The following is a 21,729-nucleotide window of genomic DNA, read 5'->3' as shown; positions in this document are numbered from 1 at the left end:
TCAGCCGCCGCATTTCCCGCAGGAGCCGCTGCATGCCTTTTTAGCCTGAGGTTCGTGCAGGTCGCGCATCAATAGTGCGTAGCTCAGGTCCAGTTCGGCAGGCAGCGGCAGGTAGACCACATGGCCGTCGCCCGGCGCCACCTCGATGGCCTCGCCTCGAGTGTTCTCCAGGCGCTGCAGGCGCAGTGTGTGATTGCCGGACGGGGTCATCAGCTCGACGCTGTCGCCGACCGCGAAGCGGTTCTTCACGCGCACTTCGGCCAGGTCACCGCGCCGCTGGCCACTGAACTCGCCGACGAACTGCTGGCGCTCGGAGCGCGAGCTGCCGTGCTGGTAGTTCTGGTACTCGTCGTGCACGTGGCGACGCAGGAAGCCTTCGGTGTAGCCCCGGTGGGCGAGGGACTCCAGCTCGCTCATCAGGCCGCGGTCGAAGGGGCGACCAGCCACGGCATCGTCGATGGCCCGGCGATAGGCCTGCGCAGTCCGCGCTACATAGAAGTGCGACTTGGTGCGACCTTCGATCTTCAGCGAATGCACGCCCATCTCCGCCAGCCGCTGCACATGCTGGATCGCACGCAGGTCCTTGGAATTCATGATGTAGGTGCCGTGCTCGTCCTCGAATGCGGCCATCAGCTCGCCGGGACGGTTTCCTTCTTCCAGCAGGAACACCTCGTTGGTGGGCGCGCCCTGGCCCAGGGTCGGTTCGCGCACCAGTTGGCCGAGTTCGTCCTCGTTTGCCGGGTGCGCCTGGTATTCCCAGCGGCAGGCATTGGTGCAGGTGCCCTGGTTGGGGTCGCGGCGGTTGATGTAGCCGGAGAGCAGGCAGCGCCCGGAGTAGGCCATGCACAGCGCGCCGTGGACGAAGACTTCCAGCTCCATGTCCGGGACCTTCTCGCGGATCTCGCCGATCTCCTCCAGCGACAGCTCGCGGGAGAGGATCACGCGGCTCAGGCCCTGGTCGCGCCAGAAGGCCACGCTGGCCCAGTTGACGGCGTTGGCCTGTACCGAGAGGTGGATGTTGGCGGTGGGGAAATGTTGGCGAACCAGCATGATCATGCCGGGATCGGACATGATCAGTGCGTCTGGCCCGAGTGCGAGCACCGGCTCCAGGTCTGCCAGGAAGGTCTTCAGCTTGGCGTTGTGCGGGGCGATGTTCACCACCAGGTAGAAGCGCTTGCCCAGGGCGTGGGCTTCGGCGATGCCGATGGCGAGGTTGGCCAGGTCGAATTCGTTGTTGCGCACCCGCAGGCTGTAGCGCGGTTGCCCGGCATAGACGGCGTCGGCGCCGTAGGCGAAGGCGTGGCGCATGGCTTTCAGCGAGCCGGCGGGGGAGAGCAGTTCGGGGGCTTGGAGCATGATGGCGCGGCACTTGTGGATAAAGTGCCGCACTCTAGCGGCGCTGCTGCGGGCGGGTGCTGAGCCGGATCAATGTTGCGGTGGAATGCCGCAGAACGACCGGCTCTTTGCAGGTGACGGACGCGATTACTCCAGCCAGCGGCGACCCTGCAGCTCCAGCAGCATCTGCGCCTGCTCCGGGCCGTCGCTGCCGGCGGGGTAGTTGCGCGGGCGCTGGTAGTGCTCCTGCCAGCCGGCGATGATCGGGTCGACCCAGCGCCAGGCTGCCTCCACTTCGTCGCGCCGCATGAACAGGGTCGAATCGCCCTCGATCACGTCCAGCAGCAGGCGCTCGTAGGCGTCCCAGCGGCGCTTGCCACGGCTGGCCTGGGCGAGGTTGAGATCGAGCTCCACCGGTTCCAGTTGCATGCCCCGGCCGGGAGTCTTGGCCATCAATTGCAGGCTGATGCGTTCTTCCGGCTGCAGCCTTATCCACAGGCGGTTGGCGGGGCCTGTGCCGTCGCCGATCAGGTCGTGGGGCACCGGCTTGAACTGGATGACGATCTCCGAGCGCTTCTTCGCCATGCGCTTGCCGGTGCGCAGGTAGAAGGGCACGCCGGACCAGCGCCAGTTGTCGATGTCGGCGCGCAGGGCGACGAAGGTTTCGGTGTCGCTGTCGTTGTCCACCTGCTTCTCGAACCAGTAGGCCGGTACTTCCTGCCCGCCGATGTGCCCGGCGCCGTATTGGCCGCGCACGGTGCGGTCCTGCACGTCTTGCCCGGCGATCGGTCGCAGCGCGTGGAGAATCTTCAGCTTCTCGTCGCGCACCGACTCGGCGTCGAAATGCACCGGCACTTCCATGGTCAGCAGGCAGAGCAGCTGCAGCAGGTGGTTCTGCACCATGTCGCGCATTGCCCCGGCGTGGTCGTAGTAGGCGCCACGGTTCTCCACGCCGAGCGTCTCGTTGACGCTGATCTGCACGTGGTCGATGTAGGCGCTGCGCCACAGCGGTTCGAAGAGGGTATTGGCGAAACGCAGGGCGAGCAGGTTCTGCACCGTCTCCTTGCCCAGGTAGTGGTCGATGCGAAATACCCGCGACTCGTCAAAGACCGCGCCTATCGCCTGGTTGATCGCCTGCGCGGATTCCAGCGAATGGCCCAGCGGTTTCTCCAGCACGATGCGCGCCTGCGGGCCGGCCAAACCGGCGAGCTTGAGGTGCTGCGCGATGGGCGCGAACAGGTCCGGCGCGGTGGCCAGGTAGTGCACCAGGACGCGCTCGGCGCTGTGCTTCAGGCGCTGGCGCAGGCGGCCGAAATCGGCGCTCTGCGAGGCATCCATGGCGAGGTAGTCGAGGCGCGCGGCGAAGCTCTGCCAGTCGGCGGCGTCGAACTCGGCGCGCGCCACCTGTGCCCGGCAATGCCGCTCGGCCAAAGCCAGATACTGCACCGGAGTCCGCGCACTGCGGGCCAGGGCGAGGATGCGGGTGTCGGCCGGCAGGCGATTTTCGCGATGCAGGTGATAGAGCGCCGGCAGCAGCTTGTGCAGGGCGAGATCGCCCGTGCCGCCGAAGACCAGGATGTCGCACGATAGGGGAAAATCAGATTTTTCAGACATCTTCGGGAACTGCTCCGCCACTTATTGCCTGGGCGTGACCGCCTGATTTGTAGTATAACTACAGGCTTACTACATCCCAGCCGCCGATCATAGCCGAGTCCAGCCCAGTGAACCTGTTGCAGCACATTGCCCAGTCGCGTCATCTGCTTCGCAAGTCGGAACTCAAGGTCGCCGATCACGTGATGCAGGACCCTGCCTCTGTCATGCACAGCTCCATGGCGGACCTCGCCCACGGCGTCGGCGTCAGCGAGCCGACCATCGTGCGCTTCTGCCGCGCCATCGGCTGCTCGGGCTTCCAGGACCTCAAGCTGAAGCTCGCGCAGAGCCTGGCCGCCGGCGCCAGCTTCGGGCAGTTCGCGATCAACGAGAACGACTCGGTCACCGACTTCAGCCTGAAGATCTTCGACACCACGCTGCACTCGTTGATGGAAGTGCGCGAGAAGCTCGACACCCACGCCCTGGAGCGCGCCATCGCCGCCATCGCCCATGCGCAGCGCGTGGAGTTCTACGGCTTCGGTGCTTCCGGTGCGGTGGCTGCGGATGCCCAGCACAAGTTCTTCCGCCTGCTGCTCTCGGCAGCGGCCTATTCCGACCCGCATATGCAGGCGATGTCGGCGGTGACCCTCAAGCCGTCCGACGTGGCCATCTGCATCTCGCAGTCCGGCCGCTCCAAGGACCTGCTGGTGACCGCCAACCTGGTTCGCGAGGCGGGTGCCACGCTGATCACCCTGTGCCCGAGCCAGACTCCGCTGGCCGACCTCGCCACCGTCAACCTGGCGGTCGATGTCCACGAAGACACCGACATCTACACCCCGCTGACCTCGCGCATCGCCCACCTGGTGGTGATCGACGTGCTGGCGATGGGCGTGGCCATGGCGCGCGGTCCGGACCTGGTCAACCACCTCAAGAGCGTCAAGCGCAGCCTGCGTAGCCTGCGGCTGTCGCCCAAGGTCGTGAAGAGCCACGAGGAGCGCCCGGAAGAGGCGTCCTGATCCGGCGCCGACCGCTGGTCGGCGTCACCGGCTGTTCACTGCCGCGTCCTCGAACTGTCATGCACTGGCACCATGCTGGCGTCTCCAGCCCTTCGGCTTTGGGAGATGCGAGATGCAACGCCATATCGACGATACCCAGCTCCTGGATAGCAAGACCCGTCGCAAGCTCGAGGATCAGCGCCGCATGCAGTTCCGCCGCGCGATCGAAGAGCGCCTCGAATCGCAGCGACTTGATCGCGAATTTTCCGATTATCCCGACCTGATCGCCGTGAACTACCTCAAGTCGGCGAAGGGTTCGGCGAGAAGCGCTCGGCCAGCTGGCTGATCAGCGCGCGCTCTTCCCGAATGAAGCCGACGAACGCCTGAGCCACCGGGCTCAGGCGTTTGCCGCGTGCGTGCACCAGACACCAGCTGCGGTACAGCGGCAGCTCTTCCACGGGCAGCTCGCGCAGCAGCCCGGAGCGGATTTCGCGGCTCACCGCATGGCGCGGCAGCAGCGCCAGGCCAAGGCCGGCCAGAACCCCTTCGCGGGAGCCTTCCAACGAAGCGAATTCCAGCGTGTGCGGGAAGTGCGCGCGCTTCTGCTGGAAGTGTTCCTCGCAGGCCTTGCGGGTTCCCGAGCCAGGCTCGCGAACCAGCAGCGGCCAGGGCTCCAGGTCCTTCAGCGACAGCTTGGCGGCGCTGCACAGCGGGTGGTCCGGCGGCGCTACCGCGACTATCGGGTTGTTCAGGAAGGGCAGGAATTCCAGCGCCATGTCCTGCGGCACCAGGGACATGATCACCAGGTCGTCGCGGTTGTCCGAGAGGCGCTTGATCACCTGCGCGCGGTTGACCACCGTCAGGTGCAGGCTGACGTCCGGGTGCTGCGACTGGAAGGCGGCGAACAGGTGCGGGGTGATGTACTTGGCGCTGGACTCCACCGCCAGGCGCAGCTGGCCCTGCAGCGAGCCCTTGAGGTCGGAAAGCTGCATGTCGAGCACTTCCAGGCGCTGGAAGATGTCGTTGCTGGCGCGCAGCAGGGCGTCGGCGGCGTCCGTCTGGTAGAGCTTCTTGCCGATGTATTCGAACAGCGGCTGGCCGACCAGCTCTTCCAGCTGGCGAATCTGCAGGCTGACCGCCGGTTGGGTCAGCGCCATTTCCTCGGCAGCGCGACTGTAGGAACGGCTTTCGCACACTGCACGAAACACCTGCATCTGACGAAGTGTCATGCGCATCAACGACTTACGCATTTCCAGCAGCTCCCCGAAGGATAGTTCTGACTGAATATAAGTCAAAAGTTATGGCTATCCCAATAAATATTGATTTTGGTTAATTCTCCTTCCCGCGTAGGGTAAAAACACGCCGGAAGCCAGGCTCCGGCATGCGACCAACCGACGCGGAATCCAAGCCGCGACGGATTGCCGATTGGTTTTTGCGCCGGGGTCCATAAGGCCCGGGCCGAGGGAAAGCCGAAGTGATCAAGAAAATCCTGATCGCCAACCGGGGAGAGATCGCTGTCCGCATCGTGCGTGCTTGCGCCGAGATGGGCATCCGTTCGGTGGCCATCTACTCCGAAGCCGACCGTCACGCCCTGCACGTGAAGCGCGCCGACGAAGCCCACAGCATCGGCGAGGACCCGCTGGCCGGTTACCTGAACCCGCGTGCCCTGGTGAACCTGGCGGTGGAAACCGGCTGTGACGCCCTTCACCCGGGCTACGGTTTCCTCTCGGAAAACGCCGAGCTGGCGGAAATCTGCACCGAGCGCGGGATCAAGTTCATCGGCCCGTCCGCCGAAGTGATCCGCCGCATGGGCGACAAGACCGAAGCCCGCCGCAGCATGATGGCTGCAGGCGTGCCCTGCACCCCGGGCACCGAAGGCAACGTCGCCGACCTCGCCGAAGCCCTGCGCGAAGCCGAGCGCATCGGCTACCCGGTGATGCTCAAGGCTACTTCCGGCGGCGGCGGCCGCGGCATTCGCCGCTGCAACAGCCGCGACGAGCTGGAGCAGGCTTTCCCCCGCGTGATCTCCGAGGCCACCAAGGCCTTTGGCAGCGCGGAAGTCTTCCTCGAGAAGTGCATCGTCAATCCGAAGCACATCGAGGCGCAGATCCTCGCCGACTCCTTCGGCAACACCGTGCACCTGTTCGAGCGCGACTGCTCGATCCAGCGCCGCAACCAGAAACTCATCGAGATCGCCCCGAGCCCGCAGCTCACCCCCGAGCAGCGCGCCTACATCGGCGACCTCGCCGTACGCGCGGCCAAGGCCGTGGGCTACGAGAACGCCGGTACCGTGGAGTTCCTGCTCGCCGATGGCGAGGTGTACTTCATGGAGATGAACACTCGCGTGCAGGTGGAGCACACCATCACCGAGGAAATCACCGGCATCGACATCGTCCGCGAGCAGATCCGCATCGCTTCCGGGCTGGAACTGTCGGTGAAGCAGGAGGACATCATCCACCGCGGCTTCGCCCTGCAGTTCCGGATCAACGCCGAGGACCCGAAGAACAACTTCCTGCCCTCGTTCGGCAAGATCACCCGCTACTACGCGCCCGGTGGCCCCGGCGTGCGTACCGACACGGCGATCTACACCGGCTACACCATTCCGCCCTACTACGACTCCATGTGCCTGAAGCTGATCGTCTGGGCACTGACCTGGGAAGAGGCGCTCGATCGCGGCCTGCGCGCGCTGGACGACATGCGCGTACAGGGTGTGCGGACGACCGCGCCGTACTACCAGGAAATCCTGCGCAACCCGGAATTCCGCTCCGCCCAGTTCAACACCAGCTTCGTCGAAAGCCATCCGGAACTGACCCAGTACTCGATCAAGCGCAACCCGTCGCACCTGGCCATCGCCATCGCCACTGCCATTGCCGCCCACGCCGGCCTGTAGGGGAAGGATTCAGAACATGAGCAAGAAAGTCACAGTCACCGATACCATCCTGCGCGACGCCCACCAGTCGCTGCTGGCCACCCGCATGCGCACCGAGGACATGCTGCCGATCTGCGACAAGCTCGATCGCGTCGGCTACTGGTCGCTGGAAGTCTGGGGTGGCGCCACCTTCGACGCCTGCGTGCGCTTCCTCAAGGAAGACCCGTGGGAGCGCCTGCGCAAACTCAAGGCCGCGCTGCCGAACACTCGCCTGCAGATGCTCCTGCGCGGGCAGAACCTGCTTGGCTACCGCCACTACAGCGACGACGTGGTGCGCGCGTTCGTGGCCAAGGCCGCGGTCAACGGCATCGACGTGTTCCGCATCTTCGACGCGATGAACGACGTGCGTAACCTGCGCGTTTCCATCGAGGCGGTGAAGGCTGCCGGCAAGCATGCCCAGGGCACCCTCTGCTACACCACCAGCCCGGTGCACACCATCGATGCCTTCGTGAACCAGGCCAAGGCGATGGCGGCCATGGGCGTGGATTCCATCGCCATCAAGGACATGGCCGGCCTGCTGACCCCCTACGCCACCGGCGAGCTGGTCAAGGCGCTGAAGAGCGAGCAAAGCCTGCCGGTATTCGTGCACTCCCACGACACCGCCGGCGTCGCCAGCATGTGCCAGTTGAAGGCCATCGAGAACGGCGCCGACAACATCGACACCGCCATCTCCAGCATGGCCTGGGGCACCAGCCACCCGGGCACCGAGTCGATGGTCGCCGCGCTGCGCGGCACGCCCTACGACACCGGCCTTGACCTGGAGCTGCTGCAGGAAATCGGCGTCTACTTCTATGCCGTGCGCAAGAAGTACCACCAGTTCGAGAGCGACTTCACCGGCGTCGATACCCGCGTGCAGGTCAACCAGGTGCCGGGCGGCATGATCTCCAACCTGGCCAACCAGCTGAAGGAGCAGGGCGCTCTCCACCGCATGAACGAAGTGCTGGAAGAGATTCCGCGCGTACGTGCCGACCTCGGCTACCCGCCCCTGGTCACCCCGACCTCGCAGATCGTCGGCACCCAGGCGTTCTTCAACGTGCTGGCCGGCGAGCGCTACAAGACCATCACCAACGAGGTGAAGCTGTACCTGCAGGGCCGCTACGGCAAGGCTGCCGGCACCATCAACGAAGACCTGCGTCGCCAGGCCATCGGCAACGAGGAAGTCATCGACGTACGTCCGGCCGACCTGCTCAAACCCGAGCTGGACAAGCTGCGCGGCGAGATCGGCAGCCTGGCGCAGTCCGAAGAGGATGTGCTGACCTACGCGATGTTCCCGGACATCGGCCGCAAATTCCTCGAAGAGCGTGCAGCCGGCACCCTGAAGCCGGAAGCGCTGCTGCCGATCCCCAGCGGCAATGGCGTGGCCGCCGCGGGTGGCGAGGGCGTGCCAACCGAGTTCGTGGTCGACGTCCACGGCGAGACCTACCGCATCGACATCACTGGCGTCGGAGTGAAGGGCGACAACAAGCGCCACTTCTACCTGTCCATCGACGGCATGCCTGAAGAAGTGGTGTTCGAGCCGCTCAACGAGTACGTCGCCGGCGACAGCAGCAAGCGCCGCCAGGCCAGCGCACCGGGCCACGTCACCACTACCATGCCGGGCAACATCGTCGATGTGCTGGTGAAAGAGGGTGACAGCGTGAAAGCCGGCCAGGCCGTGCTGATCACCGAAGCCATGAAGATGGAAACCGAGGTGCAGGCGGGTATCGCCGGTACCGTGAAGGCGATCCACGTAGCCAAGGGTGACCGCGTCAACCCGGGCGAAGTGCTGATCGAGATTGAAGGCTGACCGACGGACAGACGGGTCTCTAGGTTCAGTCACCGGGGGGAGCACGATGCTCCCCCTTTTTTATGGCGGCGCCAAAAACAGGCAAAGACCTTATATAATCCGCGGTCTTTGAATCACCCCATGCGAGAGAACGCCGTGAGCCAGCTGCCGCCCTGCCCGAAATGCCAATCCGAATTCACCTACGAGGACGGCGCGTTGCTGGTCTGCCCCGAGTGCGCCCACGAGTGGTCGGCCGATGCCGCCGAAGGCGATAGCGACGCCAAGGTGATCAAGGACTCCGTCGGCAACCTGCTGCAGGACGGCGACACCGTGACGGTCATCAAGGACCTCAAGGTCAAGGGCTCGTCCCTGGTGGTCAAGGTCGGCACCAAGGTGAAGAACATCCGCCTGGTCGACGGCGACCACGACATCGACTGCAAGATCGACGGTATCGGCGCGATGAAGCTGAAGTCGGAGTTCGTGAAGAAGGTCTGAGCCTTCCCCGAACCATGAAAAAGCCCGGCCAAGTGCCGGGCTTTTTTCGTTTCACGGCGCGGGCCGCGTCACTGCTTGTAGTAGACGATCTGGTTGCTGGTGGCGAGCAACTCGCCGGCTTCGCTCCACAGCTCGGCGCTCTGGTCGAAATAACCATTGCGGAAGGCCTGGCCGCGCGCTTCGCCGAGCAGGTAGCCGTCGCCGACCTCGGCCAGTTGCTCGGCATCGGTATGGAAATAGGTGGTGATCGACACGGTGCCGGCCGGCACGGGTGTGGCGCGGCGTAGCCAGACGCGCGGGTAGAAGATGTCGCTCATCGCCGCCAGGGACGGGAAGTCGAGCGGGCGCTGGCCGGCATCGCGCAGCCAGAGCTGGGTGCGGCTGTGCTCGCCGCTGCCGTCCCATTTCGTCGGGAATGCGCCGCTGATTGCGCGCATTTCGTATTGGCCGACCCAGGCCACCCCCTTGCCGCTGGTGTTCATCGGCTCGCACTCGGCTGGCGCAGGCGCGCTGGGATGTTGCAGGTCGACATTGCTCCAGGTCTCGCGGCGCAGGGCAGTGACGGCGGTGCCGGTGGAGGTCACCTGGCGTTCGCCGTTGGCGTCGGTCTGGCTCAGCTGCAGCATCCAGTGCTGGGTGGAGCGATTGGTGCGCACCGGCGTCGCTTCGATGCTGAAGGCCCCGGCTTCGATGGCCGTAGCGAAGTTGACGGTCAGCGACAGCGGGCTGCCGAGCAGCTGCGGATGGCGCAACACGGCCTGCAGCATGACGGCTGCAGTGATGCCGCCGAATGGCCCGACCATGTTCCAGTAGTCGGCGCTGGTGGCACCGTGGAACAGGTCGGGATACTGCGCGTCGGCCTCCAGGGCCAGGGCGCGGTCGAAGGGGTGCAGGGCGTCGGTCATGGCGTCGTCTCGGCTCGGGTGTCCCGGTCTTTTAGGGGACGGCCCGGGCTGTGGTCAAGCGAACCGACGGGTCAGGGCGTGACCTCGAAACGCAGTGTGCCGATCACCTGGCCGACCTCGGTGACCACCTGCACCTGCCAGCGCCCGCTGGGGTCGCCGGGGAAGTTCTGCTTGTGGGTCCAGGCGCGGTAGCCGGCCTCGCGGCCGCCGTGGATGTCCAGGGCGATGCGGTCGACTTCCTTACCGTTCTGCCGCCAGACGTGGTAGATGCGCTCGTCCAGCCCGCGCGGCGCGCTGATCGCGGTATAGGCGTAGAGCCCCTGGCTGCGAATCTGCGCGACGCTGATCTGCTCCAGGCTGTCGCCCGGGGTGCGCTGGCTGTTGTCGAACTGCTCGGTGAGCGCCATCTCGGTCATCCACAGGGTCGAGGGCGGCACCCAGGCGCGACCGAACCAGCCGGCGGCGCCGATGCACAGCGTCAGGCCGAGAAGGGCCACCCAGCGCCACCATTTGTGGATGCCCACCGACACCACCAGGCTCGGGAAGGACAGCGCCACGGCGATGCCCAGGGCCCATTTGTAGCTCTCGGGGGTGCTCAGCTGGAGGATGATCGGCAGCGCCGTGAGCAGCACGGCGAACAGTGTCAGGGTGTGGTAGCCGAGGAAGGTCCAGCGCCGCCCGGCCAGCCACTTGTAGTAGACCGGGTCGGTGATGGAGATCAGCCCGGCGATCGCCAGGGCGCCAGTGAACACCGCCTGGCCGCTGTTCCAGGTGGTGGTGACGAAGAAGAAAGGCAGGACGAAGAACAGGCTTTCCTGGTGGATCAGCTGGGTCGCGTAGCGCAGCAGGCCCGGCGGCACTGACCAGCCGAAGCGCTTCCTCACCCGCTCGGTGAGCAGGTTCTCCAGCATCAGCCAGAGCCAGCTGACCAGCATGACGATGGCCATGGCCCGGGCGAAGCCGGCGCGATGGCGGTCGACCATCATGAAGCTGAACAGCCCCGAGCAGAAGCCGAACAGCGCGACCACATGGGGGTAGCGTTCGAGGAGCGAGAGGACCAGCGCGATCACGCGCTGCACGCGGTTTTTCCAGGCGGCCAGCATGACGGGTGCGAAGCAGAAAACGAGAAGGGCGGCGATTGTACTCCTTGCGCCGCGCGGCGTGCAGCGGGGAAGGACGGAGGGTAGGGGCTTTGGGATATCGCGCCGATCCACCCGTAGGGCGCATAACCGCGTTCGCGGTTATGCGCCGACGATCGGCAGGAAAACGGCGGATAACCCCCACGGGGTTATTCGCCCTACAGGCGCGGCGCTCATGCCGGGCGGTTCGCGAGCAAGAACTAGGCGTCCCCCTCGCTCCTACGTTCAGTCCGGCGCTTTGCCGCCCAGTTCGCTGCGCGCGTACTCGACGAACAGCTGCGCCGGCTTGGTCAGCTGCGCGCGCTTGAGCCAGGCGGCTACCAGACCGGAGGCGCTGACGTCCTCGGCGATGTTCACCGCCACCACCTTCTTGCCGTCGTAGGTGCACTCGGAGTGTGGGCGGGTGACCAGCACCGAGAAGCCGAAACCCTGGCCGACCATGCCGCGCACCATCTCGATGGAGGGCGAGCTGAAGGCGATGTTCGGGGTCAGGCCGAGCTCCTCGAAGATGCTCACGAAGTAGGTCCGGCTGGGCTGCACGTCGAGCAGGATCATCGGCTCCAGCACCAGGTCGCGCAGCGACACCTGGGCCTGCTGGGCGAAGCGGTGGTCGGCCGGGAGCAGCGCGTAGGGGCGTTGCGCCGGCATCAGCGGCTCGGTCTCGATGGTGCCGTCGAGGTCGTGGCGGTAGAGGAAGGCGAGGTCGAAGCGCCCGGCGGTCAGGCCTTGCACCAGCTCTTGCTGCTCGCCGTCGCGGATGCGGATTTCCACGCCCGGGTAGCGCTCGCGGAAGCCGGCGATCAGCCGTGGCAGGTACAGCGGCGCCACCGTCTCGAAGCAGCCGAGGTCGATCTGCCCGGCGACCACGTCGTTGTCGGCCAGGGCGTTCTGCTCGAACTCGTGGGCCATGCGCAGCAGTTCCTGGGCCTTGCGGTAGAAGCGCGCGCCGGCGGGGGTCAGGGACACGCCCTGGGCGTGGTGGCGAATGAACAGCTGCACGCCGAAGCTCTCTTCCAGGCCCTTGATCGCCGTCGAGATCGACGGCTGGGCGATGTAGAGCTTGCGCGAGGCCTCGGCCACGCTGCCGCATTCCACGGTGGTCACGAAATACTTCAATTGCCGCAAGGTGTAGGAAGCCACAGCCAACCTCGGTGTTTCTCGTTGTATCGCGCCACGATACCGCTTCGCGCGCGGCGCGAGGCGAGGATTTTCATCGACAGGGACGACATTTTTCATGGCCAGGGCCGCGCCAGGCCGCCGGCATACTCCCTGCACATTCCCCGCTCGACAGGACAAGGAGCAGCAGCATGCAACTGGCTATCTGGCAAACCCAAGGCCATCCCGCCGACCCGGCCGCCAACCTGGCAGCGCTCGAGGCACGGCTGGCCGAAGTGGCGCGTATCGGCGGCGAACTGCTGCTGTGCCCGGAGCTCTGGCTGTGCGGCTACAACGTGGCGGATCAGCTCGCCGACCTGGCCGAGCCCGCCGATGGCCCCTCGGCGCAGGGCATTGCCGAGCTGGCGCGCCGGCATCGCGTGACGGTGTGCTACGGCTACGCCGAGCGGCATCCCGAAGGCGGCCGGCCTTACCTCAGCGTGCAACTGATCGATGGCGAAGGGCGGCGCCTGGCGAATTACCGCAAGACCCACCTGTTCGCCGCCGAGCAGGAGCTGTTCAGCCCCGGCGACAGCCTGCCGCCGCCCGTGCGCCTGGGCGCCTGGAGCATCGGCCTGCTGCTGGGCGTCGAGCTGGAATACCCCGAGGCGGTGCGCAGCCTGGTGCTGAGTGGCGTCGATCTGCTTCTGGTGCCGACTGCGTTGACACCCGAGTACGCCGTCGTGGCCCAGTCGGTGGTGCCGGCGCGCGCAGTGGAAAACCAGATATTCGTCGCCTACTGCGACCGTTGCGGCGAGGAGCGCGGCCTGGAGTTCCTCGGCGGCTCGCGGGCGGTCGGCCCGGACGGCCAGGCCCTGGCCTTCGCCAACGGAGCCGAGAGCCTGCTTCTGGTGTGCCTCGACCCGGCCCTGCGCGGCAAGCTGGCCGAGCGATTCCCCTACCTGCCGGGCCGCCGTCCGGCGCTCTACGGCGCGCTGGTCGAGGCCTGAGGGTGCCGCACTGCAAGCGGGCGGGCGCTCCTTTTCAGGGCGCGTCTGACCAGCTTTTTCATATACCCCGAAGACAAATTTAATAATTTTCCTGGGCCGGGGCTTGGGCGACCATCTGGACCATCAAGAACAAGAATGCCTGCGAGCAGGAGTGCCCTGTGTACCAACTCAATGACTGGCAGCAGCGTGCAGCGCGCCAGACCTTCATCGACACCGCCCTGATCGGCGGCCGTCGCGTCGCCGCCGCCGACGGCGCCACCTTTGCCTCCATCGACCCGGCGACCAATCGCCTGCTGGCCAACGTCGCCGCCTGTGGCGCCGCCGAAGTCGACGCCGCCGTGCGTAGCGCCCGCCAGGCCTTCGAGCAAGGCCCCTGGGCACGCATGGCGCCGCGCGAGCGCAAGGCCGTGCTGCTCAAGCTCGCCGAGCTGATGATGGTCCATCGCGACGAGTTGGCCCTGCTCGACTCGCTGAACATGGGCAAGCCGGTGATGGACGCCTGGAACATCGACGTGCCCGGCGCCGCCGGCGTCTTCTCCTGGTACGCCGAAGCCCTCGACAAGATCTACGACCAGGTCGCGCCGACCGCACAGAACGCCCTGGCCACCATCACCCGCGCGCCGCTGGGCGTGATCGGCGCCGTGGTGCCCTGGAACTTCCCGCTCGACATGGCCGCCTGGAAACTCGCCCCGGCCCTGGCCGCCGGCAACTCGGTGGTGCTCAAGCCGGCCGAGCAGTCGCCGTTCTCTGCCCTGCGCCTGGCCGAGCTTGCGCTGGAGGCTGGCCTGCCGGAAGGCGTGCTGAACGTGGTGCCGGGCCTGGGCGAACACGCCGGCAAGGCCCTCGGCCTGCACCCGGAAGTGGACAGCCTGGTGTTCACCGGCTCCACCGAGGTCGGTAAGTACTTCATGCAGTATTCCGCGCAGTCCAACCTCAAGCAGGTCTGGCTGGAGTGCGGTGGCAAGAGCCCGAACCTCGTGTTTGCCGATTGCCGCGATCTCGATCTTGCGGCTGAAAAAGCGGCCTTCGGCATTTTCTTCAACCAGGGCGAAGTCTGCTCGGCCAACTCGCGCTTGCTGGTGGAGCGCTCGATCCACGACGAATTCGTCGAGCGCCTGATCGCCAAGGCCCGCGACTGGGCCCCGGGCGACCCGCTGGACCCGTCCAGCCGCGCCGGCGCCATCGTCGACGCCAAGCAGACCGCGAGCATCCAGCGCTTCATCGAGGAAACCCGCGCCACCTCCGCGCAACTGGTGTGCGGCGGCCGTCAGCTGACCTTCAACGGTTCCAGCAACTTCATCGAGCCGACCATCTTCACCCACGTCGACCCGCAGCAGCGCCTGGCCCGTGACGAGGTCTTCGGCCCGGTGCTGGCAGTCACCGCCTTCGACAGCGAGGAAGAGGCCCTGCGCCTGGCCAACGACAGCCCCTTCGGCCTGGCCGCCTCGGTGTGGAGCGACGACCTGCACCGCGCCCACCGCGTCGCCTCGCGTCTGAACGTGGGCACCGTCTCGGTGAACACCGTGGACGCCCTCGACCCGGCGATCCCCTTCGGCGGCGGCAAGCAGTCCGGCTTCGGCCGCGACCTCTCGCTGCACTCGTTCGATAAGTACACCCAGCTGAAGACCACCTGGTTCCAGCTGCGTTAAGACACCGAGGTCAGGTCGCCGGCGCTATGCTCGGCGACTGACCGAACCGCTCGAGACGGCCGGTGAGACTGCCCAGGTAAGTCCGTCGCCCTCGATCCCCTGCAAACCCCTCAGGCCGACTGCCGATGCACCGCCGAGGGAACTAGGAGACAGTCGATGACCGACAAGAACATCCCCCAGCGTGCAACCAGTGACTTCCAGGCAGCCGACGCGGCCCACCACATCCACGCGTTCCTCGACCAGAAGGCGCTCAACGCCGAAGGTCCGCGCGTCATGGTGCGCGGCGAGGGCCTGTATCTCTGGGACAACGATGGCAACCGCTACCTCGACGGCATGTCCGGCCTGTGGTGCACCCAGCTCGGCTACGGCCGCAAGGACCTGACCGCCGCGGCCAGCGCGCAGATGGACCAGCTGTCGTACTACAACATGTTCTTCCACACCACCCACCCGGCGGTGATCGAACTGTCCGAGCTGCTTTTCAGCCTGCTGCCGGGCCACTACAGCCACGCGATCTACACCAACTCCGGCTCCGAATCGAACGAAGTGCTGATCCGCACCGTGCGCCGTTACTGGCAGATCCTCGGCAAGCCGCAGAAGAAGATCATGATCGGCCGCTGGAACGGCTACCACGGCTCCACCCTGGCGGCCACCGCGCTGGGCGGCATGAAGTTCATGCACGAAATGGGCGGCATGATCCCCGACATCGCGCACATCGACGAGCCGTACTGGTTCGCCCACGGCGGCGACCTGACCCCGGCCGAGTTCGGCCTGCGCGCCGCTCGCCAGCTGGAAGAGAAGATCCTCGAGCTGGGCGCCGAGAACGTCGCCGGCTTCATCGCCGAGCCGTTCCAGGGCGCCGGCGGCATGATCTTCCCGCCGGAAACCTACTGGCCGGAAATCCAGCGCATCTGCCGCAAGTACGACGTCCTGCTGTGCGCCGACGAAGTGATCGGCGGCTTCGGCCGTACCGGCGAGTGGATGGCCCACCAGCACTTCGGCTTCGAGCCGGACACCCTGTCCATCGCCAAGGGCCTGACCAGCGGCTACATCCCCATGGGCGGCCTGGTGCTGAGCAAGCGCATCGCCGAAGTCCTGGTCGAGCAGGGCGGCGTGTTCGCCCACGGCCTGACCTACTCCGGGCACCCGGTTGCAGCCGCCGTTGCCGTCGCCAACCTCAAGGCGCTGCGCGACGAAGGCATCGTCACCCAGGTGAAGAACGAAACCGGCCCGTACCTGCAGCAGTGCCTGCGCGAAGTCTTCGGCAACCACCCGCTGGTCGGCGACGTGCAGGGTGCCGGCCTGGTTGCCGCGCTGCAGTTCGTCGAGGACAAGGCGACCCGCAAGCGCTTCGACAACGAGAACGACATCGCCTGGCGCTGCCGCACCATCGGCTTCGAGGAAGGCGTGATCATCCGCTCCACCCTCGGCCGCATGATCATGGCTCCGGCGCTGGTCGCCGGCCGCGCGGAAATCGACGAGCTGGTCGACAAGACCCGCATCGCCGTGGACCGCACCGCGAAGGAAATCGGCGTGCTGTAACGCCGCTGTCTGCCGGGTTCCCGCGAACGCGGGAGCCCGGCGACACACTCCGAACAGGGAAGCTCTGAACGAATAACAACAGCGCCGCGAGCCCCATGAGGCCCGCGCGATGGAACCGTTTTGCCGCACGTTCGGCAACTGCCCCGTACCTCCACCAACAACGCCTGACCGGCAGTGGGAGTCGTTCCATGAAATCGTCCTTGCGTTCCACCCTTGCCTGCGCCGTACTCGCCGCAGTGACCGGCGCCGCCCAGGCGCAACCGCAGAACCTCACCGTCATCTCCTTCGGCGGCGCCACCAAGGCCGCGCAGGAGCAGGCCTACTTCAAACCCTTCGACGCCAGCGGCGCCGGCAACGTGGTCGCCGGCGAGTACAACGGCGAGATGGCCAAGGTGAAAGCCATGGTCGATGTCGGCAAGCCGACTTGGGACGTGGTCGAGGTGGAAAGCCCCGAACTGCTGCGCGGCTGCGACGAGGGCCTGTTCGAGCGTATCGACCCGGCAGCCATCGGCAACCCGGCCGACTTCGTGCCCGGCACCCTCAGCGAGTGCGGCGTGGCCACCTACGTCTGGTCGATGGTCATGGCCTACAACAGCGCCAAGCTGGCCAAGGCGCCGGCCTCCTGGGCGGACTTCTGGAACGTCAAGGACTTCCCCGGCAAGCGCGGCCTGCGCAAGGGCGCCAAGTACACCCTGGAAGTGGCCCTGCTGGCCGACGGCGTGAAGCAGGAAGACCTCTACAAGGTGCTCTCGACTCCCGCTGGCGTCAGCCGCGCCTTCGCCAAGCTCGACGAGCTCAAGCCCTATATCCAGTGGTGGGAAGCCGGTGCACAGCCGCCGCAATGGCTGGCCGCCGGCGACGTGGTGATGAGCGCCGCCTACAACGGCCGCATCGCCGCCGCGCAGAAGGAAGGCGTGAAACTGGCCATCGTCTGGCCGGGCAGCCTCTACGACCCGGAATACTGGGCGGTGGTGAAAGGCACCCCGAACAAGGCGCTGGCCGAGAAATTCATCGCCTTCGCCAGCCAACCGCAAACGCAGAAGGTGTTCTCCGAGAACATCCCATACGGCCCGGTACACAAGGGCACCATGGACCTGCTGCCGGCCGACGTGCAGGCCGCGCTGCCGACCGCCCCGGCCAACCTGAAGGACGCCCGTGCCGTAGACGCCGCCTTCTGGGTCGACCACGGCGAAGAGCTGGAACTGCGCTTCAACACCTGGGCGGCCCACTAAGCCGCCTGCTCCACCGCGCTGCCCGGTTCACCGGGCGGCGCCCTGCCTTGCGAGAAAGACAATGACAACGACGCAAAACTCGGCGTCGACGCTGGAGCTGAGCACCATTCAGCCCATCGCCGCGCACGAACGGCACGGTCGCGCCCGCGATCTCTTCACCATCTGGTTCGGCAGCAACATCATGCTGCTCACCGTGGTCACGGGGGCGCTGGCCGTCACCGTGTTCAAGCTCTCCTTCGTCGCCGCGCTGCTGGCGCTGGTGCTGGGCAACCTGGTCGGCGGCATCTTCATGGCCCTGCACTCGGCGCAAGGCCCGCAGCTGGGCGTGCCGCAGATGGTGCAGACCCGCGGCCAGTTCGGCTCCTTCGGCTCGCTGCTGGTGGTCGCCCTGGTGGTGATCATGTACCTGGGCTTCTTCGCCTCGAACCTGGTGCTCGGCGGGCAGACCCTGAGCGCGCGCTTCCCGGTGGTCAGCACCAACGCCGGCATCCTGCTGGTCGGCGTGGTCAGCGTGATCGCCACCGTCTTCGGCTACCGCCTGATCCACGGCTACACCCGGCTGATGTCCTGGCTGTCCGGCGGCGTGCTGCTGCTCAGCTTCGTCTGGGTGCTGTTCGTCCACGGCCTGCCGGCGGACTTCATGCAACGCAACGGCTTCAACCTGCCGGGCTTCATGGGCGCGCTGTCGATCGCCGCGCTCTGGCAGCTGGCCTACGCGCCCTACGTTTCCGACTACTCGCGCTACATGCCGCAGGACACCGGTTCGCGCACCGCCTTCTGGTCCAGCTACTGGGGCTGCTGCCTGGGCTCGATCCTGCCGATGGTGCTGGGCGTGATGGTTGGCCTCGCGGCGGACGGTGGTGACGTGGTCGCCGGCCTGATCGGCATGACCGGCGGCTTCAGCGCGGTGATGGTGGCGGTGTTCTCCATCGGCATCGCCGCGACCAATGCGATGAACCTGTACTGCGGCACCCTCTCGGCGATCACCGTCGGCCAGACCCTGATCCCGAGCTGGAACGCCAAGGCCGGCTGGCGCGCCTTCATCGCCCTGAGCCTGTTCGGCGGCTCGCTGGCCCTCGCCCTGCTCGGCCAGGACAACTTCATGGCCAACTACACCAACTTCATCCTGCTGCTGCTCTACGTGCTGGTGCCCTGGAGCGCGATCAACCTGGTCGACTATTACCTGGTCGCCCACGGCAAGTACGACGTGCTGTCGTTCTTCCGTCGCGACGGCGGCATCTACGGCACCTTCAACTGGACCGCGGTGAACTGCTACGTGCTGGGCATCCTGGTGCAGGTGCCGTTCATGTCCACCGAGCTGTACACCGGCGTGGTGGCCAAGGCCATGAACGGCGCCGACATCTCCTGGATCGTCGGCCTGGGCGTGGTATCGCCGGTCTACTGGTTGTTCAGCCGCAAGCGCCAGCGCGTCCTCGCCGGAGCCCGCGCATGAGCCGCCGCACCGGATTCTTCTTCGACGAACGCTGCTTCTGGCACGCCGCCGGGCTGCACGCGCTGGTCCTGCCGGTCGGGGGCTGGTTGCAGCCGCCGGCCGGCAGCGGCCATGCCGAGTCGGCGGAGAGCAAGCGCCGGCTGAAAAGCCTGATGGACGTCTCGGGCCTGAGCGACAAGCTGAAACTCTCCAGCGCGCCCATGGCCAGCGAGGAGGACCTGCTGCGCGTCCACCCGGCCGACTACCTGGCACGCTTCAAGGCCATGAGCGACGCCGGCCACGGCGAGCTGGGCGAAGAAGCCATGGTCGGCCCCGGCACCTACGAGATCGCCCGGCAATCAGCAGGTCTCGCCATCGCGGCGGTGGAAGCGGTGCTCAGCGGCGAGCTGGACAATGCCTACGCCCTCTCGCGTCCGCCGGGCCACCACTGCCTGGCGGATCGCGGCATGGGCTTCTGCTACCTGGCCAACATCGCCGTGGCGGTAGAAGCGGCCAAGGCCCGCCACGGCCTCAAGCGCGTCGCCGTGCTGGACTGGGACGTGCACCACGGCAACGGCACTCAGTCGATCTTCTACGGCCGCGACGACGTGCTGACCCTGTCGATCCACCAGGCCAACTGCTTCCCGACCGACTCCGGCTACGTGGAAGAAAGAGGCGAGGGAGCAGGCGAGGGCTTCAACCTCAACATCCCGCTGTACCCGGGCAGTGGCGACGACGCTTACCGCCAGGCGATGGAGCGCGTGATAGTCCCGGCCCTGGAGCTATTCCAGCCCGAACTGATCGTGGTCGCCTGCGGCTTCGACGCCAACGGCGTGGACCCACTGGCGCGCATGCTCGCCCACAGCGAAACCTTCCGCGCCATGACCCGAAGCATCCGCGAAGCGGCCGAACGCCTGTGCAAAGGCCGCCTGGTGCTGGTCCACGAAGGCGGTTACGCCGAATCCTATGTGCCCTTCTGCGGCCACGCAGTGATCGAGGAACTGGCCGGCGTCCGCACCGAAGTGACCGACCCCTTCCTGCCGATGCTCGAAGGCCAGCAGCCGGATGCGGATTTCCGTGCGTTCCAGCGTGGGGCGATCGAGCGGATGGCGGAGAAGCTGGGGCTCTAACGGTAGTTGCGGCCTTCACGATAGCCCCTGTAGGAGCGGACCTTGTCCGCGATCGCGCGCATGGCGCGCTCCCACCGGAGGCCTTGGTGCGGGAGCCTTCGCGGATAAGATCCGCTCCTACGGGATGTGTCCGCAGGCCGAGCTTGTTTGGGTTCGCTCCCACGAACAGCCGGATATCCACAGGCAAAAAAGAGGGAGCCCGAAGGCTCCCCTGGAGAGAAACCGCGGCGGGGGGCGCCGCGGTCGGAGCGCTTGCCGCTTTTTAGGCGGCGCGGAACAGGTTGTGCGGGTCGATGACGAATTTCTTCGGCACGCCTGCGTCGAACTCGCCGTAGCCTTTCGGCGCGTCGTCGAGGGTGATGACTTCCACCCCGACGATGTCGGCGATCTTGATGCGGTCCCACATGATGGCCTGCATCAGCTGGCGGTTGTACTTCATCACCGGGGTCTGGCCGGTGTGGAAGCTGTGCGACTTGGCCCAGCCCAGGCCGAAGCGGATGCTCAGGCTGCCGTGCTTGGCGGCTTCGTCCACCGCGCCCGGGTCCTCGGTGACGTACAGGCCGGGGATGCCGATCTTGCCGGCTACCCGCACCACGCCCATCAGCGAGTTCAGCACGGTGGCCGGAGCCTCGTGCTGCGAGCCCGAGTGGCCGTGGCCACGCGCCTCGAAGCCCACCGCATCCACCGCGCAGTCCACTTCCGGCTCGCCCAGCAGATCGGCGATCTGCTCGTGCAGCGGGGTGTCCTTGGACAGGTCGGCGATTTCGAAGCCCTGGGCCTTGGCGTGGGCCAGGCGGGTCGGGTTGACGTCGCCGACGATCACCACCGCGGCGCCCAGCAGGCGGGCGGAGGCAGCGGCGGCCAGGCCGACCGGACCGGCACCGGCGATGTAAACGGTGCTGCCCGGGCCAACGCCGGCGGTTACCGCGCCGTGGTAGCCGGTGGGCAGGATGTCGGACAGGCAGGTCAGGTCGCGGATCTTCTCCATCGCCAGGTCGCGGTTCGGCAGCTTCAGCAGGTTGAAGTCGGCGTAGGGGACCATGACGTATTCGGCCTGGCCACCGACCCAGCCGCCCATGTCGACGTAGCCGTAGGCGCCGCCGGCACGCGACGGGTTGACCGTCAGGCAGACGCCGGTGTGCTGTTCCTTGCAGGTGCGGCAGTGACCGCAGGCGACGTTGAAGGGCACGGAGACCAGGTCACCGATCTTCATGGTTTCCACACCACGGCCGATCTCCACCACCTCGCCGGTGATTTCGTGGCCGAGCACCAGGCCCTCGGGCGCGGTGGTGCGGCCGCGCACCATGTGCTGGTCGGAGCCGCAGATGTTGGTGGACACCACACGCAGGATCACGCCGTGATCGATCTGCTTGCCCTGTGGGTCCTGCATCTTCGGATAGGGGATGTTCTGGACTTCGACCTTACCTGGGCCGAGATAAACCACACCACGATTACCAGACATACGCATTCCTCTTTGTCGTTGTGGGCA

At 66.4% G+C, this 21,729-nt stretch carries 18 protein-coding genes and 1 pseudogene; 12 read left to right on the top strand and 7 right to left on the bottom strand.

Features of this window, described 5'->3' with window-relative positions:
* Complete coding sequence (gene yegQ, locus ACA097_RS11835) at positions 1-1,356, bottom strand: tRNA 5-hydroxyuridine modification protein YegQ (protein WP_371370222.1); 1,356 nt, start codon at positions 1,354-1,356, stop codon at positions 1-3.
* A 126-nt stretch (positions 1,357-1,482) separates the two neighbouring features.
* The gene (zwf, locus tag ACA097_RS11830) at positions 1,483-2,949 is read right to left on the bottom strand and encodes a glucose-6-phosphate dehydrogenase (protein WP_371370221.1); all 1,467 of its coding nucleotides are present in this window, start codon (positions 2,947-2,949) and stop codon (positions 1,483-1,485) included.
* 107 nt (positions 2,950-3,056) lie between these two features.
* Here zwf and hexR point away from each other — a divergent pair, with 107 nt between their 5' ends.
* On the top strand, positions 3,057-3,941 hold the full coding sequence (hexR, locus tag ACA097_RS11825; RefSeq protein ID WP_043248198.1) for a transcriptional regulator HexR: 885 nt from the start codon (positions 3,057-3,059) through the stop codon (positions 3,939-3,941).
* A gap of 112 nt (positions 3,942-4,053) precedes the next feature.
* Entirely contained in the window at positions 4,054-4,266 is a 213-nt protein-coding gene (locus tag ACA097_RS11820) for a PA3496 family putative envelope integrity protein (protein WP_043248200.1), read from the top strand.
* Here the strand turns inward: ACA097_RS11820 and ACA097_RS11815 are convergent.
* Positions 4,220-5,155, bottom strand: coding sequence for a LysR family transcriptional regulator (locus ACA097_RS11815; RefSeq protein ID WP_371370509.1), 936 nt, complete (start codon positions 5,153-5,155; stop codon positions 4,220-4,222). The two genes, ACA097_RS11820 and ACA097_RS11815, sit on opposite strands and share 47 nt — an antisense overlap.
* A 239-nt stretch (positions 5,156-5,394) precedes the next feature.
* Here ACA097_RS11815 and ACA097_RS11810 point away from each other — a divergent pair, with 239 nt between their 5' ends.
* The 3 genes from ACA097_RS11810 (at position 5,395) to ACA097_RS11800 (ending at position 9,109) form a co-directional block, all read left to right on the top strand.
* Positions 5,395-6,810: an acetyl-CoA carboxylase biotin carboxylase subunit gene (locus ACA097_RS11810; RefSeq protein WP_371370220.1), complete on the top strand. Its 1,416-nt coding sequence runs from the start codon at positions 5,395-5,397 to the stop codon at positions 6,808-6,810.
* Between the two features lie 16 nt (positions 6,811-6,826).
* Positions 6,827-8,635, top strand: coding sequence for a sodium-extruding oxaloacetate decarboxylase subunit alpha (gene oadA / locus ACA097_RS11805; RefSeq protein WP_371370219.1), 1,809 nt, complete (start codon positions 6,827-6,829; stop codon positions 8,633-8,635).
* Between the two features lie 135 nt (positions 8,636-8,770).
* Entirely contained in the window at positions 8,771-9,109 is a 339-nt protein-coding gene (locus ACA097_RS11800) for a zinc ribbon domain-containing protein YjdM (RefSeq protein ID WP_371370218.1), read from the top strand.
* A 68-nt stretch (positions 9,110-9,177) separates the two neighbouring features.
* Here ACA097_RS11800 and ACA097_RS11795 read toward each other — a convergent pair whose 3' ends face one another.
* The 3 genes from ACA097_RS11795 to ACA097_RS11785 form a co-directional block, all read right to left on the bottom strand.
* Complete coding sequence (locus tag ACA097_RS11795; RefSeq protein WP_371370217.1) at positions 9,178-10,014, bottom strand: acyl-CoA thioesterase; 837 nt, start codon at positions 10,012-10,014, stop codon at positions 9,178-9,180.
* A gap of 71 nt (positions 10,015-10,085) precedes the next feature.
* Complete coding sequence (locus ACA097_RS11790) at positions 10,086-11,117, bottom strand: DUF5924 family protein (protein ID WP_043248210.1); 1,032 nt, start codon at positions 11,115-11,117, stop codon at positions 10,086-10,088.
* 261 nt (positions 11,118-11,378) lie between these two features.
* Positions 11,379-12,293, bottom strand: a complete 915-nt coding sequence (locus ACA097_RS11785) for a LysR family transcriptional regulator (RefSeq protein ID WP_371370216.1) — start codon at positions 12,291-12,293, stop codon at positions 11,379-11,381.
* A 167-nt stretch (positions 12,294-12,460) separates the two neighbouring features.
* On the opposite strand from ACA097_RS11785, the gene ACA097_RS11780 reads away from it, so the two are divergent.
* The 7 genes and pseudogenes from ACA097_RS11780 (at position 12,461) to ACA097_RS11750 (ending at position 20,240) form a co-directional block, all read left to right on the top strand.
* Positions 12,461-13,258: a carbon-nitrogen hydrolase family protein gene (locus tag ACA097_RS11780; RefSeq protein ID WP_371370215.1), complete on the top strand. Its 798-nt coding sequence runs from the start codon at positions 12,461-12,463 to the stop codon at positions 13,256-13,258.
* A gap of 158 nt (positions 13,259-13,416) precedes the next feature.
* Positions 13,417-14,907: an aldehyde dehydrogenase gene (locus ACA097_RS11775; RefSeq protein WP_371370214.1), complete on the top strand. Its 1,491-nt coding sequence runs from the start codon at positions 13,417-13,419 to the stop codon at positions 14,905-14,907.
* A 43-nt stretch (positions 14,908-14,950) separates the two neighbouring features.
* A pseudogene (locus ACA097_RS11770) lies at positions 14,951-15,024 on the top strand (hypothetical protein); the annotation flags it as partial.
* A gap of 39 nt (positions 15,025-15,063) precedes the next feature.
* Positions 15,064-16,446 (top strand): aspartate aminotransferase family protein, encoded by a 1,383-nt coding sequence (locus tag ACA097_RS11765; RefSeq protein ID WP_160285491.1) that lies wholly within the window; start codon positions 15,064-15,066, stop codon positions 16,444-16,446.
* Positions 16,447-16,634: 188 nt separating this feature from the next.
* Positions 16,635-17,678, top strand: coding sequence for an ABC transporter substrate-binding protein (locus tag ACA097_RS11760; RefSeq protein WP_160285492.1), 1,044 nt, complete (start codon positions 16,635-16,637; stop codon positions 17,676-17,678).
* A 61-nt stretch (positions 17,679-17,739) separates the two neighbouring features.
* Complete coding sequence (locus tag ACA097_RS11755) at positions 17,740-19,131, top strand: cytosine permease (protein WP_160285493.1); 1,392 nt, start codon at positions 17,740-17,742, stop codon at positions 19,129-19,131.
* Positions 19,128-20,240 carry a class II histone deacetylase gene (locus ACA097_RS11750; RefSeq protein ID WP_371370213.1) on the top strand — a complete coding sequence of 371 codons (1,113 nt, stop codon included), beginning with the start codon at positions 19,128-19,130 and terminating at the stop codon, positions 20,238-20,240. Before ACA097_RS11755 ends, ACA097_RS11750 begins: the two co-directional genes overlap by 4 nt.
* A gap of 262 nt (positions 20,241-20,502) precedes the next feature.
* Here the strand turns inward: ACA097_RS11750 and fdhA are convergent, their stop codons facing one another.
* Positions 20,503-21,702, bottom strand: a complete 1,200-nt coding sequence (gene fdhA, locus ACA097_RS11745; protein WP_043248226.1) for a formaldehyde dehydrogenase, glutathione-independent — start codon at positions 21,700-21,702, stop codon at positions 20,503-20,505.
* Positions 21,703-21,729: the final 27 nt, after the last annotated feature.

The organism is Pseudomonas sp. QL9 (assembly GCF_041409665.1).
GTDB classification, from domain to species: domain Bacteria; phylum Pseudomonadota; class Gammaproteobacteria; order Pseudomonadales; family Pseudomonadaceae; genus Pseudomonas; species Pseudomonas knackmussii.
Note: the sequence above shows the minus strand (reverse complement) of the source record. Positions and strands in the feature narration are given on the sequence as shown.